General features: G+C 52.3%; 18 protein-coding genes and 1 other annotated feature. Of the genes, 15 read left to right on the top strand and 3 right to left on the bottom strand.

Going from position 1 to position 16,755, the window contains the following annotated elements; all coding sequences use genetic code 11:
- Window positions 1-54: 54 nt before the first annotated feature.
- Both serA and C173_RS18845 read right to left on the bottom strand, forming a co-directional pair.
- The gene (gene serA, locus C173_RS18850; protein ID WP_036727344.1) at window positions 55-1,647 is read right to left on the bottom strand and encodes a phosphoglycerate dehydrogenase; all 1,593 of its coding nucleotides are present in this window, start codon (window positions 1,645-1,647) and stop codon (window positions 55-57) included.
- 210 nt (window positions 1,648-1,857) lie between these two features.
- Window positions 1,858-2,085 (bottom strand) — a binding site (T-box leader).
- Between the two features lie 113 nt (window positions 2,086-2,198).
- Window positions 2,199-3,104 (bottom strand): hypothetical protein, encoded by a 906-nt coding sequence (locus tag C173_RS18845; RefSeq protein WP_036727342.1) that lies wholly within the window; start codon window positions 3,102-3,104, stop codon window positions 2,199-2,201.
- Between the two features lie 67 nt (window positions 3,105-3,171).
- Here C173_RS18845 and C173_RS18840 point away from each other — a divergent pair, with 67 nt between their 5' ends.
- Genes C173_RS18840 through C173_RS18830 form a run of 3 tightly spaced genes read left to right on the top strand, consistent with a single transcriptional unit; the run spans window position 3,172 to window position 5,002 of the window.
- Window positions 3,172-3,765 carry a CPBP family intramembrane glutamic endopeptidase gene (locus tag C173_RS18840; protein WP_036698166.1) on the top strand — a complete coding sequence of 198 codons (594 nt, stop codon included), beginning with the start codon at window positions 3,172-3,174 and terminating at the stop codon, window positions 3,763-3,765.
- On the top strand, window positions 3,762-4,139 hold the full coding sequence (locus C173_RS18835; protein ID WP_036727340.1) for a hypothetical protein: 378 nt from the start codon (window positions 3,762-3,764) through the stop codon (window positions 4,137-4,139). Before C173_RS18840 ends, C173_RS18835 begins: the two co-directional genes overlap by 4 nt.
- Entirely contained in the window at window positions 4,130-5,002 is an 873-nt protein-coding gene (locus C173_RS18830) for a metallophosphoesterase (RefSeq protein ID WP_063830931.1), read from the top strand. Before C173_RS18835 ends, C173_RS18830 begins: the two co-directional genes overlap by 10 nt.
- 62 nt (window positions 5,003-5,064) lie before the next feature.
- Here C173_RS18830 and C173_RS18825 read toward each other — a convergent pair whose 3' ends face one another.
- Window positions 5,065-5,937 (bottom strand): polysaccharide deacetylase family protein, encoded by an 873-nt coding sequence (locus C173_RS18825; RefSeq protein ID WP_036727396.1) that lies wholly within the window; start codon window positions 5,935-5,937, stop codon window positions 5,065-5,067.
- A 94-nt stretch (window positions 5,938-6,031) separates the two neighbouring features.
- Between C173_RS18825 and C173_RS18820 the strand changes: the two genes are divergently transcribed.
- From C173_RS18820 to C173_RS18770, 12 genes are all read left to right on the top strand, one after another.
- A complete protein-coding gene (locus tag C173_RS18820; protein WP_036727338.1) occupies window positions 6,032-6,418 on the top strand; it encodes a hypothetical protein in 387 nt (128 codons plus the stop codon).
- Between the two features lie 231 nt (window positions 6,419-6,649).
- Window positions 6,650-7,264: a genetic competence negative regulator gene (locus C173_RS18815; protein WP_036698160.1), complete on the top strand. Its 615-nt coding sequence runs from the start codon at window positions 6,650-6,652 to the stop codon at window positions 7,262-7,264.
- 76 nt (window positions 7,265-7,340) lie between these two features.
- Complete coding sequence (gene prsW / locus C173_RS18810; protein ID WP_036727336.1) at window positions 7,341-8,036, top strand: glutamic-type intramembrane protease PrsW; 696 nt, start codon at window positions 7,341-7,343, stop codon at window positions 8,034-8,036.
- A gap of 78 nt (window positions 8,037-8,114) precedes the next feature.
- Complete coding sequence (locus tag C173_RS34705; protein WP_200869569.1) at window positions 8,115-8,261, top strand: hypothetical protein; 147 nt, start codon at window positions 8,115-8,117, stop codon at window positions 8,259-8,261.
- 87 nt (window positions 8,262-8,348) lie between these two features.
- Complete coding sequence (ypeB, locus tag C173_RS18805; RefSeq protein ID WP_036727334.1) at window positions 8,349-9,707, top strand: germination protein YpeB; 1,359 nt, start codon at window positions 8,349-8,351, stop codon at window positions 9,705-9,707.
- Between the two features lie 212 nt (window positions 9,708-9,919).
- The gene (locus C173_RS18800; protein WP_200869568.1) at window positions 9,920-10,573 is read left to right on the top strand and encodes a flagellar brake protein; all 654 of its coding nucleotides are present in this window, start codon (window positions 9,920-9,922) and stop codon (window positions 10,571-10,573) included.
- A 211-nt stretch (window positions 10,574-10,784) separates the two neighbouring features.
- Window positions 10,785-11,495 carry a (d)CMP kinase gene (gene cmk, locus C173_RS18795; RefSeq protein ID WP_036727330.1) on the top strand — a complete coding sequence of 237 codons (711 nt, stop codon included), beginning with the start codon at window positions 10,785-10,787 and terminating at the stop codon, window positions 11,493-11,495.
- Window positions 11,492-12,079, top strand: coding sequence for a lysophospholipid acyltransferase family protein (locus tag C173_RS18790; protein ID WP_036727329.1), 588 nt, complete (start codon window positions 11,492-11,494; stop codon window positions 12,077-12,079). Before cmk ends, C173_RS18790 begins: the two co-directional genes overlap by 4 nt.
- A 174-nt stretch (window positions 12,080-12,253) precedes the next feature.
- Window positions 12,254-13,582: a 30S ribosomal protein S1 gene (gene rpsA / locus C173_RS18785; RefSeq protein ID WP_076079166.1), complete on the top strand. Its 1,329-nt coding sequence runs from the start codon at window positions 12,254-12,256 to the stop codon at window positions 13,580-13,582.
- 175 nt (window positions 13,583-13,757) lie between these two features.
- Window positions 13,758-15,083 carry a ribosome biogenesis GTPase Der gene (gene der / locus C173_RS18780; RefSeq protein ID WP_036727327.1) on the top strand — a complete coding sequence of 442 codons (1,326 nt, stop codon included), beginning with the start codon at window positions 13,758-13,760 and terminating at the stop codon, window positions 15,081-15,083.
- A gap of 12 nt (window positions 15,084-15,095) precedes the next feature.
- Window positions 15,096-15,713: a glycerol-3-phosphate 1-O-acyltransferase PlsY gene (gene plsY / locus C173_RS18775; RefSeq protein WP_036727324.1), complete on the top strand. Its 618-nt coding sequence runs from the start codon at window positions 15,096-15,098 to the stop codon at window positions 15,711-15,713.
- Complete coding sequence (locus C173_RS18770; RefSeq protein ID WP_036727323.1) at window positions 15,706-16,746, top strand: NAD(P)H-dependent glycerol-3-phosphate dehydrogenase; 1,041 nt, start codon at window positions 15,706-15,708, stop codon at window positions 16,744-16,746. Before plsY ends, C173_RS18770 begins: the two co-directional genes overlap by 8 nt.
- Window positions 16,747-16,755: the final 9 nt, after the last annotated feature.

The following is a 16,755-nucleotide window of genomic DNA, read 5'->3' as shown; positions in this document are numbered from 1 at the left end:
GCGCGGCCTGGGGCCTGCACTCCCGAAGAGTGTTTTATTGTGAAGAAATAAGAATTAGAGCAGAATGATCTCCTCAGCGGTGTTGATCTCCGGCAGTCCGGCCAGCTTCACCAGGACCTCCTTCGGCACACCCTTATCAACGGTCAGGAGCATAATGGCAGCTCCGCCGATGATCGTACGGCCAACCTGCATGGATGCGATATTGACGCCGTTCTCGCCAAGCAGGGTGCCGACGAGTCCGATGATACCCGGCTTGTCATTATGCGAGATCACAACCTGATGGCCTTCCGGAGCAATATCGACCGGGAACTTGTTGACCTTAACAATCCGTTCGCCATAGCCCTGCAGCAGGGTACCGGCGACCAGACGCTCTTCATCATGCTCAGCCTTGAGTGTTACCGTGATGAGGTTGGTGAAACCTTTGGTTTTGGAAGCCTTGGTCACCACTACATTCACATCACGGGTCTTCGCCAGATGCATCGAGTTGACGATGTTCACATCTCCGGCAAAGTGGCGGGTGAGCACACCTTTGACGACATAGCGGGTAAGCGGCTGGGTATCCACATCCGAGAGATCACCGGCATATTCCACATGGATCTCGCGGATCGCTCCGTCCGTAATCTGCGTAGCGAAGCTGCCCAGCTTCTCGCCGAGGGTGAAGTACGGCTGCAGCTTGTTCATCACGCTAGGTGCAACCGGCGGAATGTTCACCGCGTTGATGAACGGTTCGTTGCGCAGGATATGAAGGACCTGCTCGGATACATCGATGGCTACGTTCTCCTGGGCTTCAATCGTCGAAGCACCCAGATGCGGAGTCACGATAATCTTCGGATGTGTAAGGAACGGGTGGTCTGCTTCAGGCGGCTCCTTCTCGAAGACGTCGAACGCAGCACCGGCTACAATACCGCTGTCAATCGCTTCTACCAGCGCCATTTCATCGATGACACCGCCGCGGGCACAGTTGATGATGCGCATGCCTTTTTTCATCACTTCGAATTGCGGACGGGAGATCATGTGGCGGGTCTCCGGGGTGAGCGGTGTGTGAACGGTGATGAAGTCTGCACCGCGCACAATGTCGTCTACCGAAGCCAGCTTCACTTCCATTTTCTCTGCACGGTCAGCTGTCAGGAACGGGTCATAGGCCAGGATGCTCATGCCGAAGGCTTTGGCGCGCTTGGCCACCTCGCTGCCGATCCGGCCCATGCCGAGTACGCCCAGTGTCTTGCCGCGCAGCTCTACGCCGAGGAAGGTTTTTCTGTCCCATACGCCGGAAATCGTCTTCGCGTAGGCTTGAGGAATATGACGGGCCAAGGCCATCATCATGGCAAAAGCATGTTCACAGGTCGTAATGGTATTGCCGTCCGGAGCGTTGATAACGACTACACCGCGCTGCGTGGCTGACTCCAGCTTGATGTTGTCCACGCCGACTCCGGCCCGGCCGATAACCTTGAGATTAGTACCGGCGGCGATAATTTTGTCCGTCACGGTAGTCTGGCTGCGAACGAGTAAGCCGTCATATTCGCCAATGATTGCAACTAGCTCATCTTCACTTAGTCCTGTTTTCTTGTCTACAGTCACATCGCTTGCGTCCATCAATTGCTGAATGCCCAAATCGCTGATCGGGTCCGATACTAATACTTTAAACATGGTCTCTTGTCCTCCTTCAAATGGGAAAGCTATTGTATATGCCAAGGATCACCGGGTAAGGCAATCCGCAGTACCAGAACTTACAAGAGCGTAATAAGCAGCTTGACAACGGGGTAACGCGCTGTCGCACAAAAGAAACAGCATGCAGAAGTACCGGATTTACGAGTAGATGGCAATAAAAAAACTCCCAACCCCCATACTACTGCCGTAGTAAGGGACGAGAGTTCTCGTGGTACCACCCTAATTCACTGCGACGGTTAAGAAGCAGCCTCATTGGCCTGCAAAGGCCACACTGGTAACGGAGTGATCCGATTGTATCTACTCTTGTGTTCAATACAATATCTCAGGAGCGCTAAAGATTAATGTCCGCCACCGGTTCTCACCACCCACCGGCTCTCTGAAGACTGCAAATAATCTTTGTTCCATCATCGGTTTTGCTTGATTAATTTGTCATAATGTAACATGGTGATGCCAAGTGTGTCAATAGGATTCTTCTGCGCGGGTCCGCCTTGAAGTGGACCGTAAATTTCGTTATGATGCAATAACTGGTCCTACTCGTAGAAGAAAGGGAGCTGCGGCATGATCTCTTTACCGTAATATTGTTCCCGCCACTTGATGAAGTCCTGCTCCTGCACCGCACCGGTGGAGATGAGCAGGGTGACGGAGGACTGGATATCATTCAGCTTCAGCGAGCTGGCGGTCCCGGAATAGATCATGTCATCAATCTTGGCAGTGATATCCTGCGGATCATATCCGGCGTAGATGCCGCGGTTGAGCATGATATTGGCGATGGACGCATTCTTGAGCAAGAGCGGCATTTTTTTCCACTGAATGAAAGAGAGTGTCTTCAGCTCACCGGACTGCTGCGGAATGGACGGGTGGGTCTTCGACCCCCATTTCAGCATGGAATCATAGAAGTTCTTCTGGGCGAGCAGCCCGAATCTCACGGCACTGGTTGTGAAATTGTCGCTTCTCAGCACTTTGGCGGCTTCGGCGCCGGAAGCTCCCGCAGTCACCTTACTGGAGGCTTGGGAGAAGAGTGTGAGACTCTTAAGAATATTGAGCTGAGATTCATAGAGCATCGGCGAATTGGTGAAGAGCGAATCCTGGGTTACCTTATCATACTGCTTGTCCGCGAGAATACTCAGATTCTTCAGAGTTGCCGCATTCTGGCGTGCATCCGTGCTGCGGGCAAGAACGCCCACCTGTTCATTCCAATTGCGCTTGAATTCCCGGTAAGGCAAAAATACGTTATGATAAAAGGTGACAAGATCCTGCTGCTGGTAGGAGCCGGAGAATTCCTGGGCGCTCGGGTGGTCCTTCAGCTGTGAATACTTGGCCTCTGTCTTGTCAGCTCCAACCTTGACTCCCGTGAAAAATGAAGCGAATGCGGATATTAGAAAAAACAAAAAACCTAGTGTGTACATCATTTGAGTGCGGGAGGTACGGCTGTTCATGATTAAGTGCTCCTTCGTATAGGTAAATTAACTTATGTAAAAACATTTATAGAACAGGCAGGTTATAATGAAAAAATTCAAATTGGGTGACATCAAAATTAAAAAGGCCGATCCACAGCAGTTAACAGACAAGCTGTTACTCATTAATCTGTACATTACTCAGGGCCTTACCTTATTTATCGGTTTGATATGGATATTATTACAGAAAAGAAATCCTATTCACATATTAAATTTTCCGGATAGTGTACATTTCGTGTACTGGGGCCTTGGCCTTGCAGTTATTATGCTTGCTGTTGACTTCCTGCTGACCCATATTGTTCCTGAAGACAGCATGGATGACGGGGGGATTAATGAACTGCTGTTCGGCAAACGGCCGCTGTGGCATATTGTGGTCATTTCGGCGGTGGTTGCGGTGTGTGAGGAGCTGCTCTTCCGCGGAGCGATCCAGCATTCTCTCGGGCCGTACTGGACGAGTATACTGTTTGCTGTTATTCATGTCCGTTATCTGCGGCACTGGATTCCAACGGGCTGGGTCTTCCTCAGCAGCTATGGTCTTGGACTTATCTACATCCATTCGGGCAGTCTGTGGGCACCTATATTGTGCCATTTCCTTATAGATTTGTTCTCCGGTATGGTTATTCGTTACAGGAGGGTATCATGACAGAACAATTAAGCCGGGTAAGGTCCCGCCAGAAACAGCAGAAGAGAGAACAACAGCCTCCGGCCAGAGCGGCCAAGCGTCAGCCGGCTTCCGGGGCAGCAGAAGAGCGTGCGGGAAGTCCGGTACCGGTGGCAGGGACCCTGTCCAGAAAGGAGCGCTTATCCGGGCGCAGGGCCTCCGGGAGGCCGGAGCGTGAGGCGGCACAGCAGGAAGGGGAGCAGACTCCTTCGCGTGCGGAGAGCTATCCGTCAGAGAGAATCCGGTTCAGCAAAATGTTTATCAATTCGCTGATTGTTGTATTTCTGATGCTGCTGGGCTTCCTCCTGTGGTGGGGAATTAACGGGGCGCCGGATCTGGGCAGCCTATGGAGTTGACTGCGGTGCTCCTGATTCTATTAGGTGTGAGTCTTGGGGGAGCAGGGGGCATGGGTCTCCTTATGGTTGCTGCTGCCTTCAAGAAACGGTTGAATCATCTGGATATTGTACTGGACCGGCTTCCTGCCGCGTTCGACGGCTACCGGATACTGCTCATTACGGATATTCACCGCCGCCGTCTGCCGGAGGAGATGCTGACCCCGCTGCAGGGGAAGGTGGACGCTGTCTTCCTGGGCGGTGATATGACGGAGAAGGGCGCTTCCATAGAACGCCTGTTGAACAATATGACTCTGGCCGCTTCGGTTGCGCCTGTATATGCCGTACATGGGAATCATGATTACAGGGCGAATATCAATCTGGTGGATAACATCATCCGGGGAAGCGGAGCCAGGCTGCTGGTGGATGAGAACTGCGTCATTGAGCGGAACGGCGCGCAGTTTATTCTGACCGGGGTGGATTTCCCGCGGCAAGGCGGCAAGAAGGCCTACGGGCCTCTGCCTGCTGTGGCGGATGCGGAAGCCTTCCGGATCATCCTTGTGCATGATCCGCTCTGGCTGTCCCGGCAGCAGGAGATTCCGGCTGACCTGATTCTGGCCGGGCATACCCATGGAGGCCAGGTTGTACTGCCCTTGATCGGGAACCGGCATACCGATGAGTTCTACCGCCAATATAATGCGGGGATGTATGAGATCCCCCGGAGCTATAATGCGGGTCTCCCGCCGCTGAAGATGCTGATCAGCCGGGGGTTCGGTACGGCGCATCTGCCGCTGCGCTGGCGCAGTCCGGCCGAGATGCATGTGCTGACCCTGCGCTGCGGACAGCAGCATTCCGGATCGCAGAGATTCAATGTGATGAACCCATAAGCATGACAAAAAACCGGCTGCCCTCCTAACGGGGCAGCCGGTTTTGCTTGTTCATTCAGATCTTAACGCATCTTCAGCTCAATGCTGCGCGGATCTACAAAGCTGTAGCCCTTGCCCTCAAGCGTAGTCAGCAGAGTGTCAAGTGCCTCTACCGTCCAAGGCAGCTCATGCATCAGGATATTGCTGCCGGAATGCAGCTGATCGGTTACATTCTTGATCAGCTTCTCCGTTTTGCCTGCATCCTTGGCCTTCATCTCCCAGTCAAGGGAGCCATTGGACCAGGTCATATAGAGCATGCCGTTTGCAGCAGCGATTTTTTTGCCTACATCACCGCCGGCACCGTGCGGCGGACGGAAGAAGTGAGGGGTCTCACCGGTGATTTCCTTGACGATTCTTTGAACATCCTCAATTTGCTTCTTCACTTCGGCTTCCGGCTTATCCTTCAGCACGATGTGATCCCAGCTATGGTTGCCGAGTACGCCGCCCCGCTTGTGGATCAGCTCCAGCAGCTCGGGATGCTCCTTCACCCGGTACCCGTTGACGAAGAAGATCGCTTTGGCCTTGTGCTTGTCCAGTGTATCCATCAGCGGATTGATTAATTCCGCTTCCTTCGGCCCGTCGTCGAAGGTCAGCAGGACTACCTTCTTATTCGTGGCCGGATCATTCGGGACAATGTCATAATTCTTGTTCATATGATACAGCAGCGGCACCTGCGCATCGCTGGCTGCCGCAGGCGTGGCCTCCGGTGATGCAGTTGCCTCAGGTGCAGCTGATGCTGTTACCTCAGGTGCAGGAGATGCGGCTGTCTCCGCCGCTTCTGTTGCTGCCGCAGGCTGTGGCGTCTTCTCCGCCGCCTGGCTGCCTGTATTTCCACTGTTGCTGCAAGCTGACAGCAGACAAGCCGCCAAAAGCAGCGTTATTGTTGCTTTACCCACTTTTTTCATCTCGCTTTCTTGTTGTTTGGCTGTATGAGCGGCTACCTTTCCGCGAACACTAAGCATGATTTTACCATACAAGGAGGTTGGAGATATGAATACTTCGTCATTTCTGTGCGGGGTGCTGATTGGTGCAGCCGCCAGTATGATTATGTCCAAAAAACGCAGCGCCATGATGTCTGCCTTACTGCACTCGAACGGTTCTTCCTATAATGCGGGTGACAAGGCCAAGGACAAAATTATGGGGATGGCCATGACCGGCTTCGGCAGCACGGCAGCGGGCAGCAGTCATGAACACTCAAGCTCTCATGTATCCGGCGGTGGCGAGCATAGCGGTGGCGATCATAAAGAGGATTCCCCGTTAAAGTCCAAAGAATCAAATCTGAACATGCTGAAGGATTTCATCCGCAGCAACCCTGATGTGAAGCATGAAGTCGAGCAGATTCTCAAAGATACTCATACCGCCATACCGGGTTTGTAACCGGATTTAACCGCTGCAGAATCATTTTGGCGATGCCGGCATCGCTGAAGTGATTCTTTTTTAATATGGCTTTACATATAATGGGCAGCAAATTGGGCTGAATCTATATTTATTTACGTGCATTTGTAGCTTCAAAATGATAACATACATACATAGTAACCATTTTTGGCTCATTACTCGGGACTCATCATACATTAATATTAAATGAGCTTGCAAAAGGAGGATCCTGTCATGAGAATAGAGCGATTAAGTCAAGATAAGATACGGATTTTCCTCACTTTTGACGACCTGAGCGAGCGGGGCATCCAGAAGGAAGACATGTGGCAGGAGGTTCCCAAGGTGCACGACCTCTTTACGGAAATGATGGATCAGGCGTACAGCGAGCTTGGTTTTGACGCTACGGGTCCGCTTGCCGTGGAAGTGTTCGCATTGCCCGCGCAAGGCATGGTCGTTATTGTGACCCGGGGGAAATATGATCACCATCAGTACGGTGGGGCCGGGGAAGATGAATTGCCTGAAGAGATTTACGAAATGGAAGTTACTCTTGAACAAAGCGACTCCATTGTATATGCATTCCGCGATTTCGAGGTTCTGGTGGAAGCGGCTCATGTGCTCATCGGCAATATTACTTCTCAAGGACAACTGTATTCTTATAATGATAAATGGTACCTCTACTTCGATCCGAAGGAATTTGAAGAGGCTGCACTGTCAGGGCTGGTAGGCGTGCTCGCTGAATTCGGAGATTCCTCTCCGGTCACTCAGGCTGTTCTGGCCGAATACGGCAAGACGGTTATGGCGGAGAATGCGATTCAGACGCTGTGCAATCATTTCAAACGCCAGGAATAAGAGATAGTGGGAAGGTACCAGTCCGGCCATAACGGCTTCAGCAGAGATTAGGTATTAGCGCAAGGGAGGCTATTCGGTGCTTTTGTTATCGGTCATTTCGTCAGCAGTTGCACCGGGACTTGCGCTGCTGACTTTTTTCTATCTGAAAGACAAGTATGATCAGGAACCGCTCCATATGGTGCTTAAGGTGTTCCTGCTCGGCCTGATGATCGTGCTGCCTGTGATGATTATCCAGAGGGGACTGGTGCTGGGGCTGGACGGCGGTCCTTATGTGGATTCCTTTCTGATCTCAGCCGGGGTGGAAGAGGCCCTGAAGTGGTTTGTGCTGTACCATATGATTTACAATCATACCGAATTTGACGAGCCCTATGATGGAATACTATATGCCGTAGCGATTTCGCTCGGCTTCGCAACGATAGAGAATGTAATGTATGCATGGTACAGCAATGCTTCAATCGGCACCATGATTCTAAGGGCGCTGCTTCCAGTCTCCGGACATGCCATGTTCGGGGTAATTATGGGCTACCATATGGGCAGAGCCAAGTTCTCCGGCGGGGTCAAGACCCGTAAGATTCTGCTGATTTCATTGCTTCTGCCCTGGCTGTGGCATGGAATCTATGATTTTCTGCTCGCGACGACGGCTAATTATTGGATTTGGTTTATCGTGCCCCTGATGGCGGTCCTATGGTATAGAGGCATGGGGAAGGTAGCGCGGGCCAACAGCCGTTCCCCGTTTCGCTTTTTGAAGCGTGAGGAAGAGGTTAACCTATAATCGAGATGGACACACTTAATCCTACAGGGCAGTTCCTTAAGGCAAGGAATTCCAGAAAGGAGAGAGAGGTGTCTTTTTTTGCGAGTAAAAGTTCGGATTGTCTGCAAGCAGTGCGGCGAAACCTACATATTAAGAGGGAACAAGGAGCATGGGGTTGTCCAGACCGGCTTCAAGCAATGTCTGTGCAGCTGTGTAAGCGGCTTCGAGATTGAGGAACGGGCCTAAAGACCGGATTCTTGAAAAAGTGCATAAGTCTTCTCAGTTATTGTCAAACTAACGGCAATAAGCTACTGAAAGGAGCTATGCGGACCTATGTACAAAAGATTAAGTGCCATAATGTTCCCGCTTACCGCACTCTTGCTGCTTGGAGCGCTCGTCTGGGGGTATCAGGAGAATCAGGAGAAGAATTCGATTCTGATCAAAGCGGAGAATCAGTATCAGCGCGCATTCCATGATCTCTCCTTCCATGTGGAGCGGCTTCACGGTGAGCTTGGCAATACGCTTGCGGTGAACACTACCTCTAACGGAATGCACCGCAAAGGACTGGTCAATGTATGGCGGATTACCAGCGAGGCGCAGAACGAGATCAATCAGCTGCCGCTGACGCTGCTGCCGTTCAGTGAGACGGAGGAGTTCCTCTCTAAGATCTCTAATTTCTCCTACAAGGCTGCGGTGCGTGACTTCACGAAGAAGCCGCTGACAGAGGGGGAGATGGCGAATCTGAAGACGCTCTACCAGAATTCGGCTGAAATCTCCAAGGACCTGCAGAAGGTTCAGGACAAGGTCATCGGCAAAAAGCTGCGCTGGATGGATGTAGAGACTGCACTGGCTACAGAGCAGAAGGCCGAAGACAACACGATCATCGACGGATTCAAAACCGTGGATAAACGCGTGGCGGCATACCCGGAGCTGGACTACGGCCCATCGGTTGCAAGTATCTATGATAAGCGGTCGGTGAAAAAGCTGGGCGGCAAGCCGGTTACCGCTGACCAGATCAAGGGCAAGGCGATGAAGTTCGCCGAGCTGGGCGGGAAGGCACAGGTGAAGATTCAGGAGAATGGGAAGGGAACGGAGTGGGCTTCTTATACAGCCACTGTGACTTCCAGTGACCATAAGGAGCCGGTCTCGATGGACTTCACGGCGGAAGGCGGACTGCTGATCTCTTACAACGACAACCGCGAGGTAGGGCCTGCCAAAGTATCCATGAAGCAGGCTGTGGAGAAGGCGGGTAAGTTCCTGGAGAAGAAGGGCTATCCCGGCATGACCGCAGTCAGTGCGGACCGGTACGATAATCTGGGCAATCTGACCTTTGTCAGCAGCCAGGACGGCGTGCTCATCTATCCCGAGAAAATGACGGTTCGTGTCGGGCTGGATACGGGGGAAGCTATAGGGTTTCAGGCAAGCGACTATGTGAATGAGCATAAGGAGAAGCGTGTGCTGCCGAAGCCGAAGCTGTCCCTGGCTGAAGCCAGAGCGATGCTTAACCCGGAGTTCAAGGAGCTCTATAACCGGCTGGCCTGGATCGAGAATGAAGATGCGGTGGAACTGCTGACCTATGAATTCGGGGGCAAAATCAACGGCTCACAGTTCAGGATTTATCTGAATGCCGCAGACGGTAATGAGGAAGCGGTGGAGCAGATCCGCACCTCCTCGGGAGCACAGGATAAATAGCCGGACTTTCCATGGGGACAGCTAAAACCGGCTCTATAAAGAAGACGCATTTCCGGAAACGGAGGGCGTCTTTTTTTTGATGCTGAAACTATGGACTGCAAGCCGGTTGCGGCTGTTGGTGTTCAACGCCTAATAATATTTCTGACCTGCCTCAAGAGGGCATGCTATAATCGGTTTAGCATTTATTACTAACTCAAGCGGCGGTGACAGGTTTGTATCCCAAAATTAATGAATATCTATACCTCCAGGTCGCATCCAGCGATGCGGCAGAGTCTGAGATCCAGTACCGGGCGAGGATTGCTGATATGGAGGACGAGAGCATCCTGATAGAAATCCCCATGCAGGAGAGTAACGGCCGGCTTAAGAAGCTGTTTATCGGTGACGAGCTGTCGGTCTATTTTCTCACAGAGGGCGGCATTAAGAATTATTTCAATACTCATGTGCTCGGCTTCAAGGAAGATGTCATCCGGATGGTCCGGCTGCGCAAGCCTGCGGCGGAGTCCATCTTCAAAATTCAGCGCCGCAGCTTCTTCCGCGTCAATGCGGAGCTGGAGCTGGCCGTGAAGGATGCCCTGGGCAGCCGGTTTCTGGTGCGCACCGAGGATATCGGCGGCGGCGGGACATCATTCTTAAGCGATGCCAAAATTACATTAGGGGTGGCCGACAAGCTGGCCTGCTGGCTGCTCGTCTCCTACCGCAACGGAAGCACGGAGCATGTTAATTTCGAAGGCGAGATTGTACGGATCAAACCGCTGGAGACCGGACGGAATCTGGTCATGGTTAAATTCTCGGCCATTTCCGATTCGGAGCGGCAAAAAATTATCCGGTACTGCTTTGAACGCCAATTCGATTTCCGCAACCGCTGATTCCCTGCGCAGGAATCTTCAAGAGGGCCCTGAATCAGCTTTTTTCTCCCTAAAAAACCTCAATGTCATTTTGCACTGGGGTTCAAACTGTGGTATAATTTTATAAGTCGCAGGCAATGCCTGCTTTTTTCTTGAGAATATCAGCAAGTTCCAAGAGAGATATGTCGATATGCGTATTTCTGCGGAAGAGTGTTTGAGGAGGAATGCCCCGTTGGACAGGCAGGATACACATACTAACGACCGAATTAACGTCGCCATCGACGGACCTGCCGGGGCAGGCAAGAGCACTGTAGCCCGATTGGTAGCACGGGAGCTGTCTTACATTTATGTAGACACGGGTGCCATGTACCGGGCAATCACCTGGTATATGCTTCGTGAAGGCATAGCTGCAGAGAATCATGAGCTGGTGGACCGGAAGGTCCAGAATATGGCGATTGAGCTTCTGCCTGAGAAAGATGTGCAGAAAGTGCTGATTAATGGGGAAGACATGACCCCGCATATCCGCAGTCTTCAGGTCAGCGGCCAGGTGTCGCAGTATTCGAAGATTGAGGGTGTTAGATCCAGACTGAGTCACTTGCAGCGTCAGATGGCGCTCCGCAAGGGAGTCGTGATGGATGGCCGGGATATCGGTACAACCGTACTGCCGGATGCCGAAGTGAAGATTTTCATGACGGCAAGTGTGGAGGAGCGTGCTCTCCGTCGTTACAAGGAACTGAAGGATACGGAAACAGTGACTCTCCAGCAGCTTGAACATGATATTGCAGCGCGGGACCGGCTTGATGAAGGCCGGGAGATTTCACCGCTGTGCCGTGCCGAGGATGCTATTCTTCTCGATACGACGCATATGGATATCCTTCAGGCCGTGGAAGCCATCGTCTCCCACTGCAGAACCTATGTTAACGGGGAGAGAAATCATCTATGATTTATGCATTTTGCGTGGCCTTGCTTCGTATGATTTATGCCATACTGTTCCCGCTCAAGATTGTGGGAAGAGAGAATGTGCCGAAGGAGGGTGGAGTCCTGCTCTGCGCGAATCACATCAGCCTGCTTGATCCCATGACGATCGGCATTAAGCTGAAGCGACAGGTAAGATATATGGCCAAGGCGGAATTATTCAATGTTCCGGTGCTGGGCTGGCTCATTAAGCAATTGGGCGCATTTCCTGTCAAGCGTGGCGGCGTAAGCAAAGAATCCATTAAGACGTCCCTCAATACGCTTCGCAGCGGACATGTGATGGGCATCTTCCCGGAAGGAACGCGGAACTCCGATTCAGGTTCAGCCAAGAAGGGTGCGGCAAGCTTCGCGCTCCGCAGCGGCGCAGCCGTTGTGCCGGCAGCCATTATCGGGTCCTACAAGCCGTTCCGCCGGATGACTGTTGTATATGGGGCACCCATAGACCTCAGTGCATTTGAAGGTGCGGGGAGTGATTCTCTGGACGCTGTAACCGATGTTATTATGGGACGCATCCATGAAATGATCAGTACCGGCAAGCCCAGTTCGCGGTAAGTCCGGGAGTCAATCTTCTGTTTCTGTGAATAGCTTATAAATTACAGCATAACCGCTATTTTTTGGAACATACTAATCAGCAAAGTGAAATGGTTTAACGAAGCAATGATTGTTTTGAACTCTGCTCTACGCGGGTTTAAATAAATGGGGTTTTGAATCGAGGAGGGTAATCACATGTCTGAAGAAATCAAGAATCAAGAAGCTGCGGATAACGTTGAGAATAACGAGACCGTAGATAAGGCAGAAACTGTAGAATCCGCTGTTACCGAATCTGCAGAAGTTGTTGCCAGCAATGAAGAAGAAGTGACAAGCCAGGAAGGTCTGGAAATCATTTCTCTGAAAAAAGGCGATACCGTGAAAGGAACAATCGTCAAAATTGAAGATAACCAAGCTTATGTAAGCATTGGATATAAATACGACGGCGTTATTCCTATTCGCGAATTGTCTTCCGTTCAGCTGGACAATGCCGCAGCAGCGGTAGAAGTCGGCCAGGAAGTGGAATGCAAGGTTGTCAGCATCAACGACAACAAGGAGAGCCTGGTGCTTTCCAAGCGTGCCATCGACAGCGAGAAATCATGGGAAGATCTGGAGAAGTATTTCGCTTCCCAGGAATCCTTCGAAGTTACTGTAGCTGATGTTGTCAAAGGCGGCCTTGTGGCTGACGTTGGCGCACGCGGCTTCATCCCGGCTTCCATGGTTGAGCGTCACTTCGTTGAAGATTTCAGCGACTACAAGGGCCGCACACTGCGTGTCAAAGTGAAAGAGCTTGACCGTGAGAACAGCAAGGTAATTCTCTCCGCCAAAGAAGTTCTGGAGGAAGAATTCGAAGCTAACAAGCAGAAGATTATGGCTGAGCTGTCTGAAGGCCAAATCATCGAAGGTACGGTTCAACGCCTGACTCAATTCGGCGCATTCGTTGATGTTGGCGGCGTAGACGGACTGGTTCACGTATCTGAGATTGCTTGGAACCACGTAGAGAAGCCATCCGATGTTGTATCCGAAGGCGACAAGGTTCGCGTGAAAGTACTTAAGGTTGATCCTGAAAAGGGCAAAATCAGCCTCAGCATCAAAGCAGCTGCTCCGGGTCCTTGGGATTCCGCAGCAGGCAAGATCAACATCGGCGATGTAGTTACAGGCGAAGTTAAGCGTCTTGTGAACTTCGGCGCATTCGTTGAACTGCTGCCAGGCGTTGAAGGCCTTGTGCATATCTCCCAGATCTCCCACAAGCACATTGGCACTCCGCATGAAGTGCTCAAGGAAGGACAGGAAGTACAAGTGAAAGTGCTTGACTTCAACCCATCCGAGAAGCGCGTCAGCCTGAGCATCAAGGAAACTGAAGAAGCTCCGGCTCCTTCGGCCAGACCAGAACGCAGCAACAGCAGAGACAGAGCGCCTAAGGAAGTGCTGAACAATCCTAACGTATCGCTCAGCAACGAAGGCCTCAGCTTCACACTGGCTGAACGTTTCGGCGACAAGCTGGACAAATTCAAGGGTAACAACTAATCCCTTTGTTATCTCATCATAACGGGTAAAGTAATCGGCGAGCCCTCGATCAGAGGGTTCGCCGATTGTCTGTTCCAGGGCATACAGGATAGTGGCAATACATGGGTAAGACGGTTAGCCAATTGGAATGTTTTTTGCTATGATGAGTAACGTAAGGAAGACAGGAGGAATGAATATGGCAAGACCCGTAGTGGCCATTGTCGGCAGGCCTAACGTCGGAAAGTCGACGATCTTTAACCGGCTGATTGGCGATAGACTGGCCATCGTAGAAGATAAACCGGGGATTACACGTGACCGGATATATGGAGTCTCCGACTGGAACGGCAAATCCTTCAGTGTCATTGATACTGGCGGGATTGAGATTGACGGAGAAGACGCGATTCTGAAATCCATCCGTGTTCAGGCGGAGCTGGCGATTGAGGAAGCGGATGTGATCGTCTTCATGTGCGAGGCGAAGAGCGGACTCACGAGTTCGGATGAGGAAGTGGCGCAGATTCTGTTCCGTTCCGGCAAGCCGATCGTTCTGGCTATCAACAAAGTGGATAACATGAAGCGCACCGAAGATATTTATGAATTTTACACCCTTGGAATCGGTGATCCGATCGGCATTTCAGGAAGTCACGGAACCGGAATCGGCGATCTGCTGGACGCGGTTGTTGAACGTCTTCCGGATAAAGTGGATGAGGAATATGATGAAGATGTCATCCGTGTAGCCTTGATCGGACGTCCGAATGTGGGTAAATCCTCACTGGTTAATGCCATTCTGGGCGAAGAACGCGTTATTGTCAGTGATATTGCGGGGACTACACGCGATGCGATTGATACGCCGTTCGAACGGGATGGCCAGCGTTATGTGCTGATCGATACAGCGGGCATGCGCAAACGCGGCAAGGTCTATGAGAACACGGAAAAATACAGTGTAATGAGAGCCATGAAGGCGATTGAGCGTGCTGATGTTGTACTCGTTGTAATCAACGGGGAAGAAGGCATCATCGACCAGGACAAGCATATTGCCGGGTATGCCCATGATGCGGGCAAGGCTTCGGTCTTTGTTGTCAACAAATGGGATGCCATTGAGAAAGACGACAAGACGATGCAGAACTTTGAACGCAACATCCGCGATCACTTCCTGTTCATGAGCTATGCTCCAGTGGTATTTCTGTCTGCGCTTACGAAACAGCGTCTGCAGAAGCTGCTGCCTGTCGTGCAGCATGTCGCCCAACAGCACGCCCTGCGGATTACCACCCATCTGGTGAATGATGTGGTATCGGATGCCGTGGCGATTAATCCTCCGCCTACGGACAAAGGCCGCCGTCTGCGCATTAACTATGTCACCCAGGTGGCAACGAAGCCGCCGACCATCGTGGTATTCGTCAATGATCCTTCGCTGATGCACTTCTCCTACGAACGTTACCTGGAGAACAAGCTGCGTGCAGCGTTCAATTTCGAGGGTACACCGATCCGCCTCTTTACACGGCGCAAATCCGAGAACGAAGGTTAGGGGAGAAGAGTAGTGGCGTTTGAACTTCTGGTTATCGTTATAAGCTATCTGCTTGGCTCCATCAGCTTCAGTGTACTGCTCGCCCGGCTGCTTAAGGGGATTGATATCCGCCAATATGGAAGCGGCAATGCGGGAGCGACCAATACACTGCGTGTGATGGGGAAGGGACCGGCCATACTGGTGCTGTTTCTGGACGTACTGAAGGGAATTGCCGCAGTCTGGCTTGGCACATGGGCCGGGGGATGGGGAAGCTGGGTCGCAGTGGTCTGCGGACTGGCTGCCATCATCGGGCATAACTGGCCGGTCTATTTTCATTTTCGCGGGGGGAAAGGGATTGCAACGACGATTGGAGTGATGGCTACACTGGTATTCTGGCCTGCACTGATTGCCGGGGCGATTGCCATTCTCGCTATTATACTTACACGGTATGTCTCGCTGGGCTCGCTGATCTTTGTGGCTCTGACTCCAGTGTGTCTGCTGTTCACAGAGCATACGACCCCGGAGCTATGGGGAAGCCTGGTCATCGTAGTGTTCGCCTTCTGGCGTCACCGCAGCAACATCGTGAAGATCTCGCAGGGCCGTGAGAACAAAATCGGCTCCAAAGCCAAGGAGGGGAATCGCGTTGTCTGATAAAGTAACCGTGCTGGTCGCGGGCAGTTGGGGAACTGCGCTGGCTACTGTGCTGGCGGCTAACCACTCGGAGGTTTATCTGTGGACGCGAAAGCCTGAGCAGGCTGCCGAGATTAACGAAGCACATACGAATCATCATTTCCTGCCGGGGGTTAAGCTCCCTGGAAATATTATTGCCACCACGGACATGGAGACTGCCGTCTCCGGTTCGAAGGCGGTAGTCATTGTGGCGCCTTCTTCCGGAGTGCGTCAGGTGGCGCATAGCCTTAAGCCGTTCTGGAAGGAAGATATGCTCTGCATTCACGCCACGAAGGGCTTCGAGACCGAGACCATGAAGCGGATGTCCACAGTGATCTCGGAAGAGCTGGGCTGCAGCGAAGGCGATATTGTGGTGCTCTCCGGGCCGAGCCATGCTGAAGAAGTGGTACGGCTCTGTCCGACCACGGTCGTCGTGGCTTCGCCGGATGAGAGCCGTGCCAAGGCGGCGCAGGGGCTGTTCATTAACAACGACTTCCGTGTGTATACCAACAGGGATCAGCTAGGGGTAGAGCTGGCTGGTGCACTGAAGAATATTATCGCGCTGGGTGCGGGGCTGTCCGACGGGCTGGGGTTCGGGGATAATGCGAAGGCGGCACTGCTTACCCGCGGCCTGGCCGAGATCTCCCGGGTCGGGGTAGAGATGGGTGCGAATCCCTTAACCTTCTCCGGCCTTGCCGGACTTGGTGACCTGGTCGTAACGGCAACAAGCCAGCACAGCCGCAACTGGCGCGCCGGCTCCATGCTGGGCCAGGGCCAGCCGCTGAATGAGGTGCTGGACTCGATGGGGATGGTTGTCGAAGGCATCCGGACGACAGAGGTGGCTTATGCGATCTCGCTGAAGCTGGGCGTACAGATGCCCATCACCGACCAGATTTATCATGTGCTGTTCAAGGGCAGAACACCGCGTAATGCGGTGGAAGCCCTGATGGGCCGTGACCGTAAGACGGAGATGGAGGCCATCTCCCAGGAGACCTGGGAGCAGTGGCATTCCTGATCACGTTCA

The sequence above is a fragment of the Paenibacillus sp. FSL R7-277 genome, from assembly GCF_000517965.1.
GTDB classification, from domain to species: Bacteria; Bacillota; Bacilli; order Paenibacillales; family Paenibacillaceae; genus Paenibacillus_AQ; species Paenibacillus_AQ silagei.
This window is presented reverse-complemented; position numbering and strand designations above follow the sequence as displayed.

Excerpts from the sequence above, each read along its gene's own strand:
- C173_RS18840 (WP_036698166.1), top strand. The coding sequence starts at position 3,172 with ATGAAAAAATTCAAATTGGGTGACATCAAAATTAAAAAGGCCGATCCA.
- ypeB (WP_036727334.1), top strand. The coding sequence starts at position 8,349 with ATGTACAAAAGATTAAGTGCCATAATGTTCCCGCTTACCGCACTCTTG.
- C173_RS18830 (WP_063830931.1), top strand. The coding sequence starts at position 4,130 with ATGGAGTTGACTGCGGTGCTCCTGATTCTATTAGGTGTGAGTCTTGGG.
- der (WP_036727327.1), top strand. The coding sequence starts at position 13,758 with ATGGCAAGACCCGTAGTGGCCATTGTCGGCAGGCCTAACGTCGGAAAG.
- serA (WP_036727344.1), bottom strand. The coding sequence starts at position 1,647 with ATGTTTAAAGTATTAGTATCGGACCCGATCAGCGATTTGGGCATTCAG.
- rpsA (WP_076079166.1), top strand. The coding sequence starts at position 12,254 with ATGTCTGAAGAAATCAAGAATCAAGAAGCTGCGGATAACGTTGAGAAT.
- C173_RS18835 (WP_036727340.1), top strand. The coding sequence starts at position 3,762 with ATGACAGAACAATTAAGCCGGGTAAGGTCCCGCCAGAAACAGCAGAAG.
- C173_RS18815 (WP_036698160.1), top strand. The coding sequence starts at position 6,650 with ATGAGAATAGAGCGATTAAGTCAAGATAAGATACGGATTTTCCTCACT.
- C173_RS18790 (WP_036727329.1), top strand. The coding sequence starts at position 11,492 with ATGATTTATGCATTTTGCGTGGCCTTGCTTCGTATGATTTATGCCATA.
- C173_RS18820 (WP_036727338.1), top strand. The coding sequence starts at position 6,032 with ATGAATACTTCGTCATTTCTGTGCGGGGTGCTGATTGGTGCAGCCGCC.
- C173_RS18845 (WP_036727342.1), bottom strand. The coding sequence starts at position 3,104 with ATGAACAGCCGTACCTCCCGCACTCAAATGATGTACACACTAGGTTTT.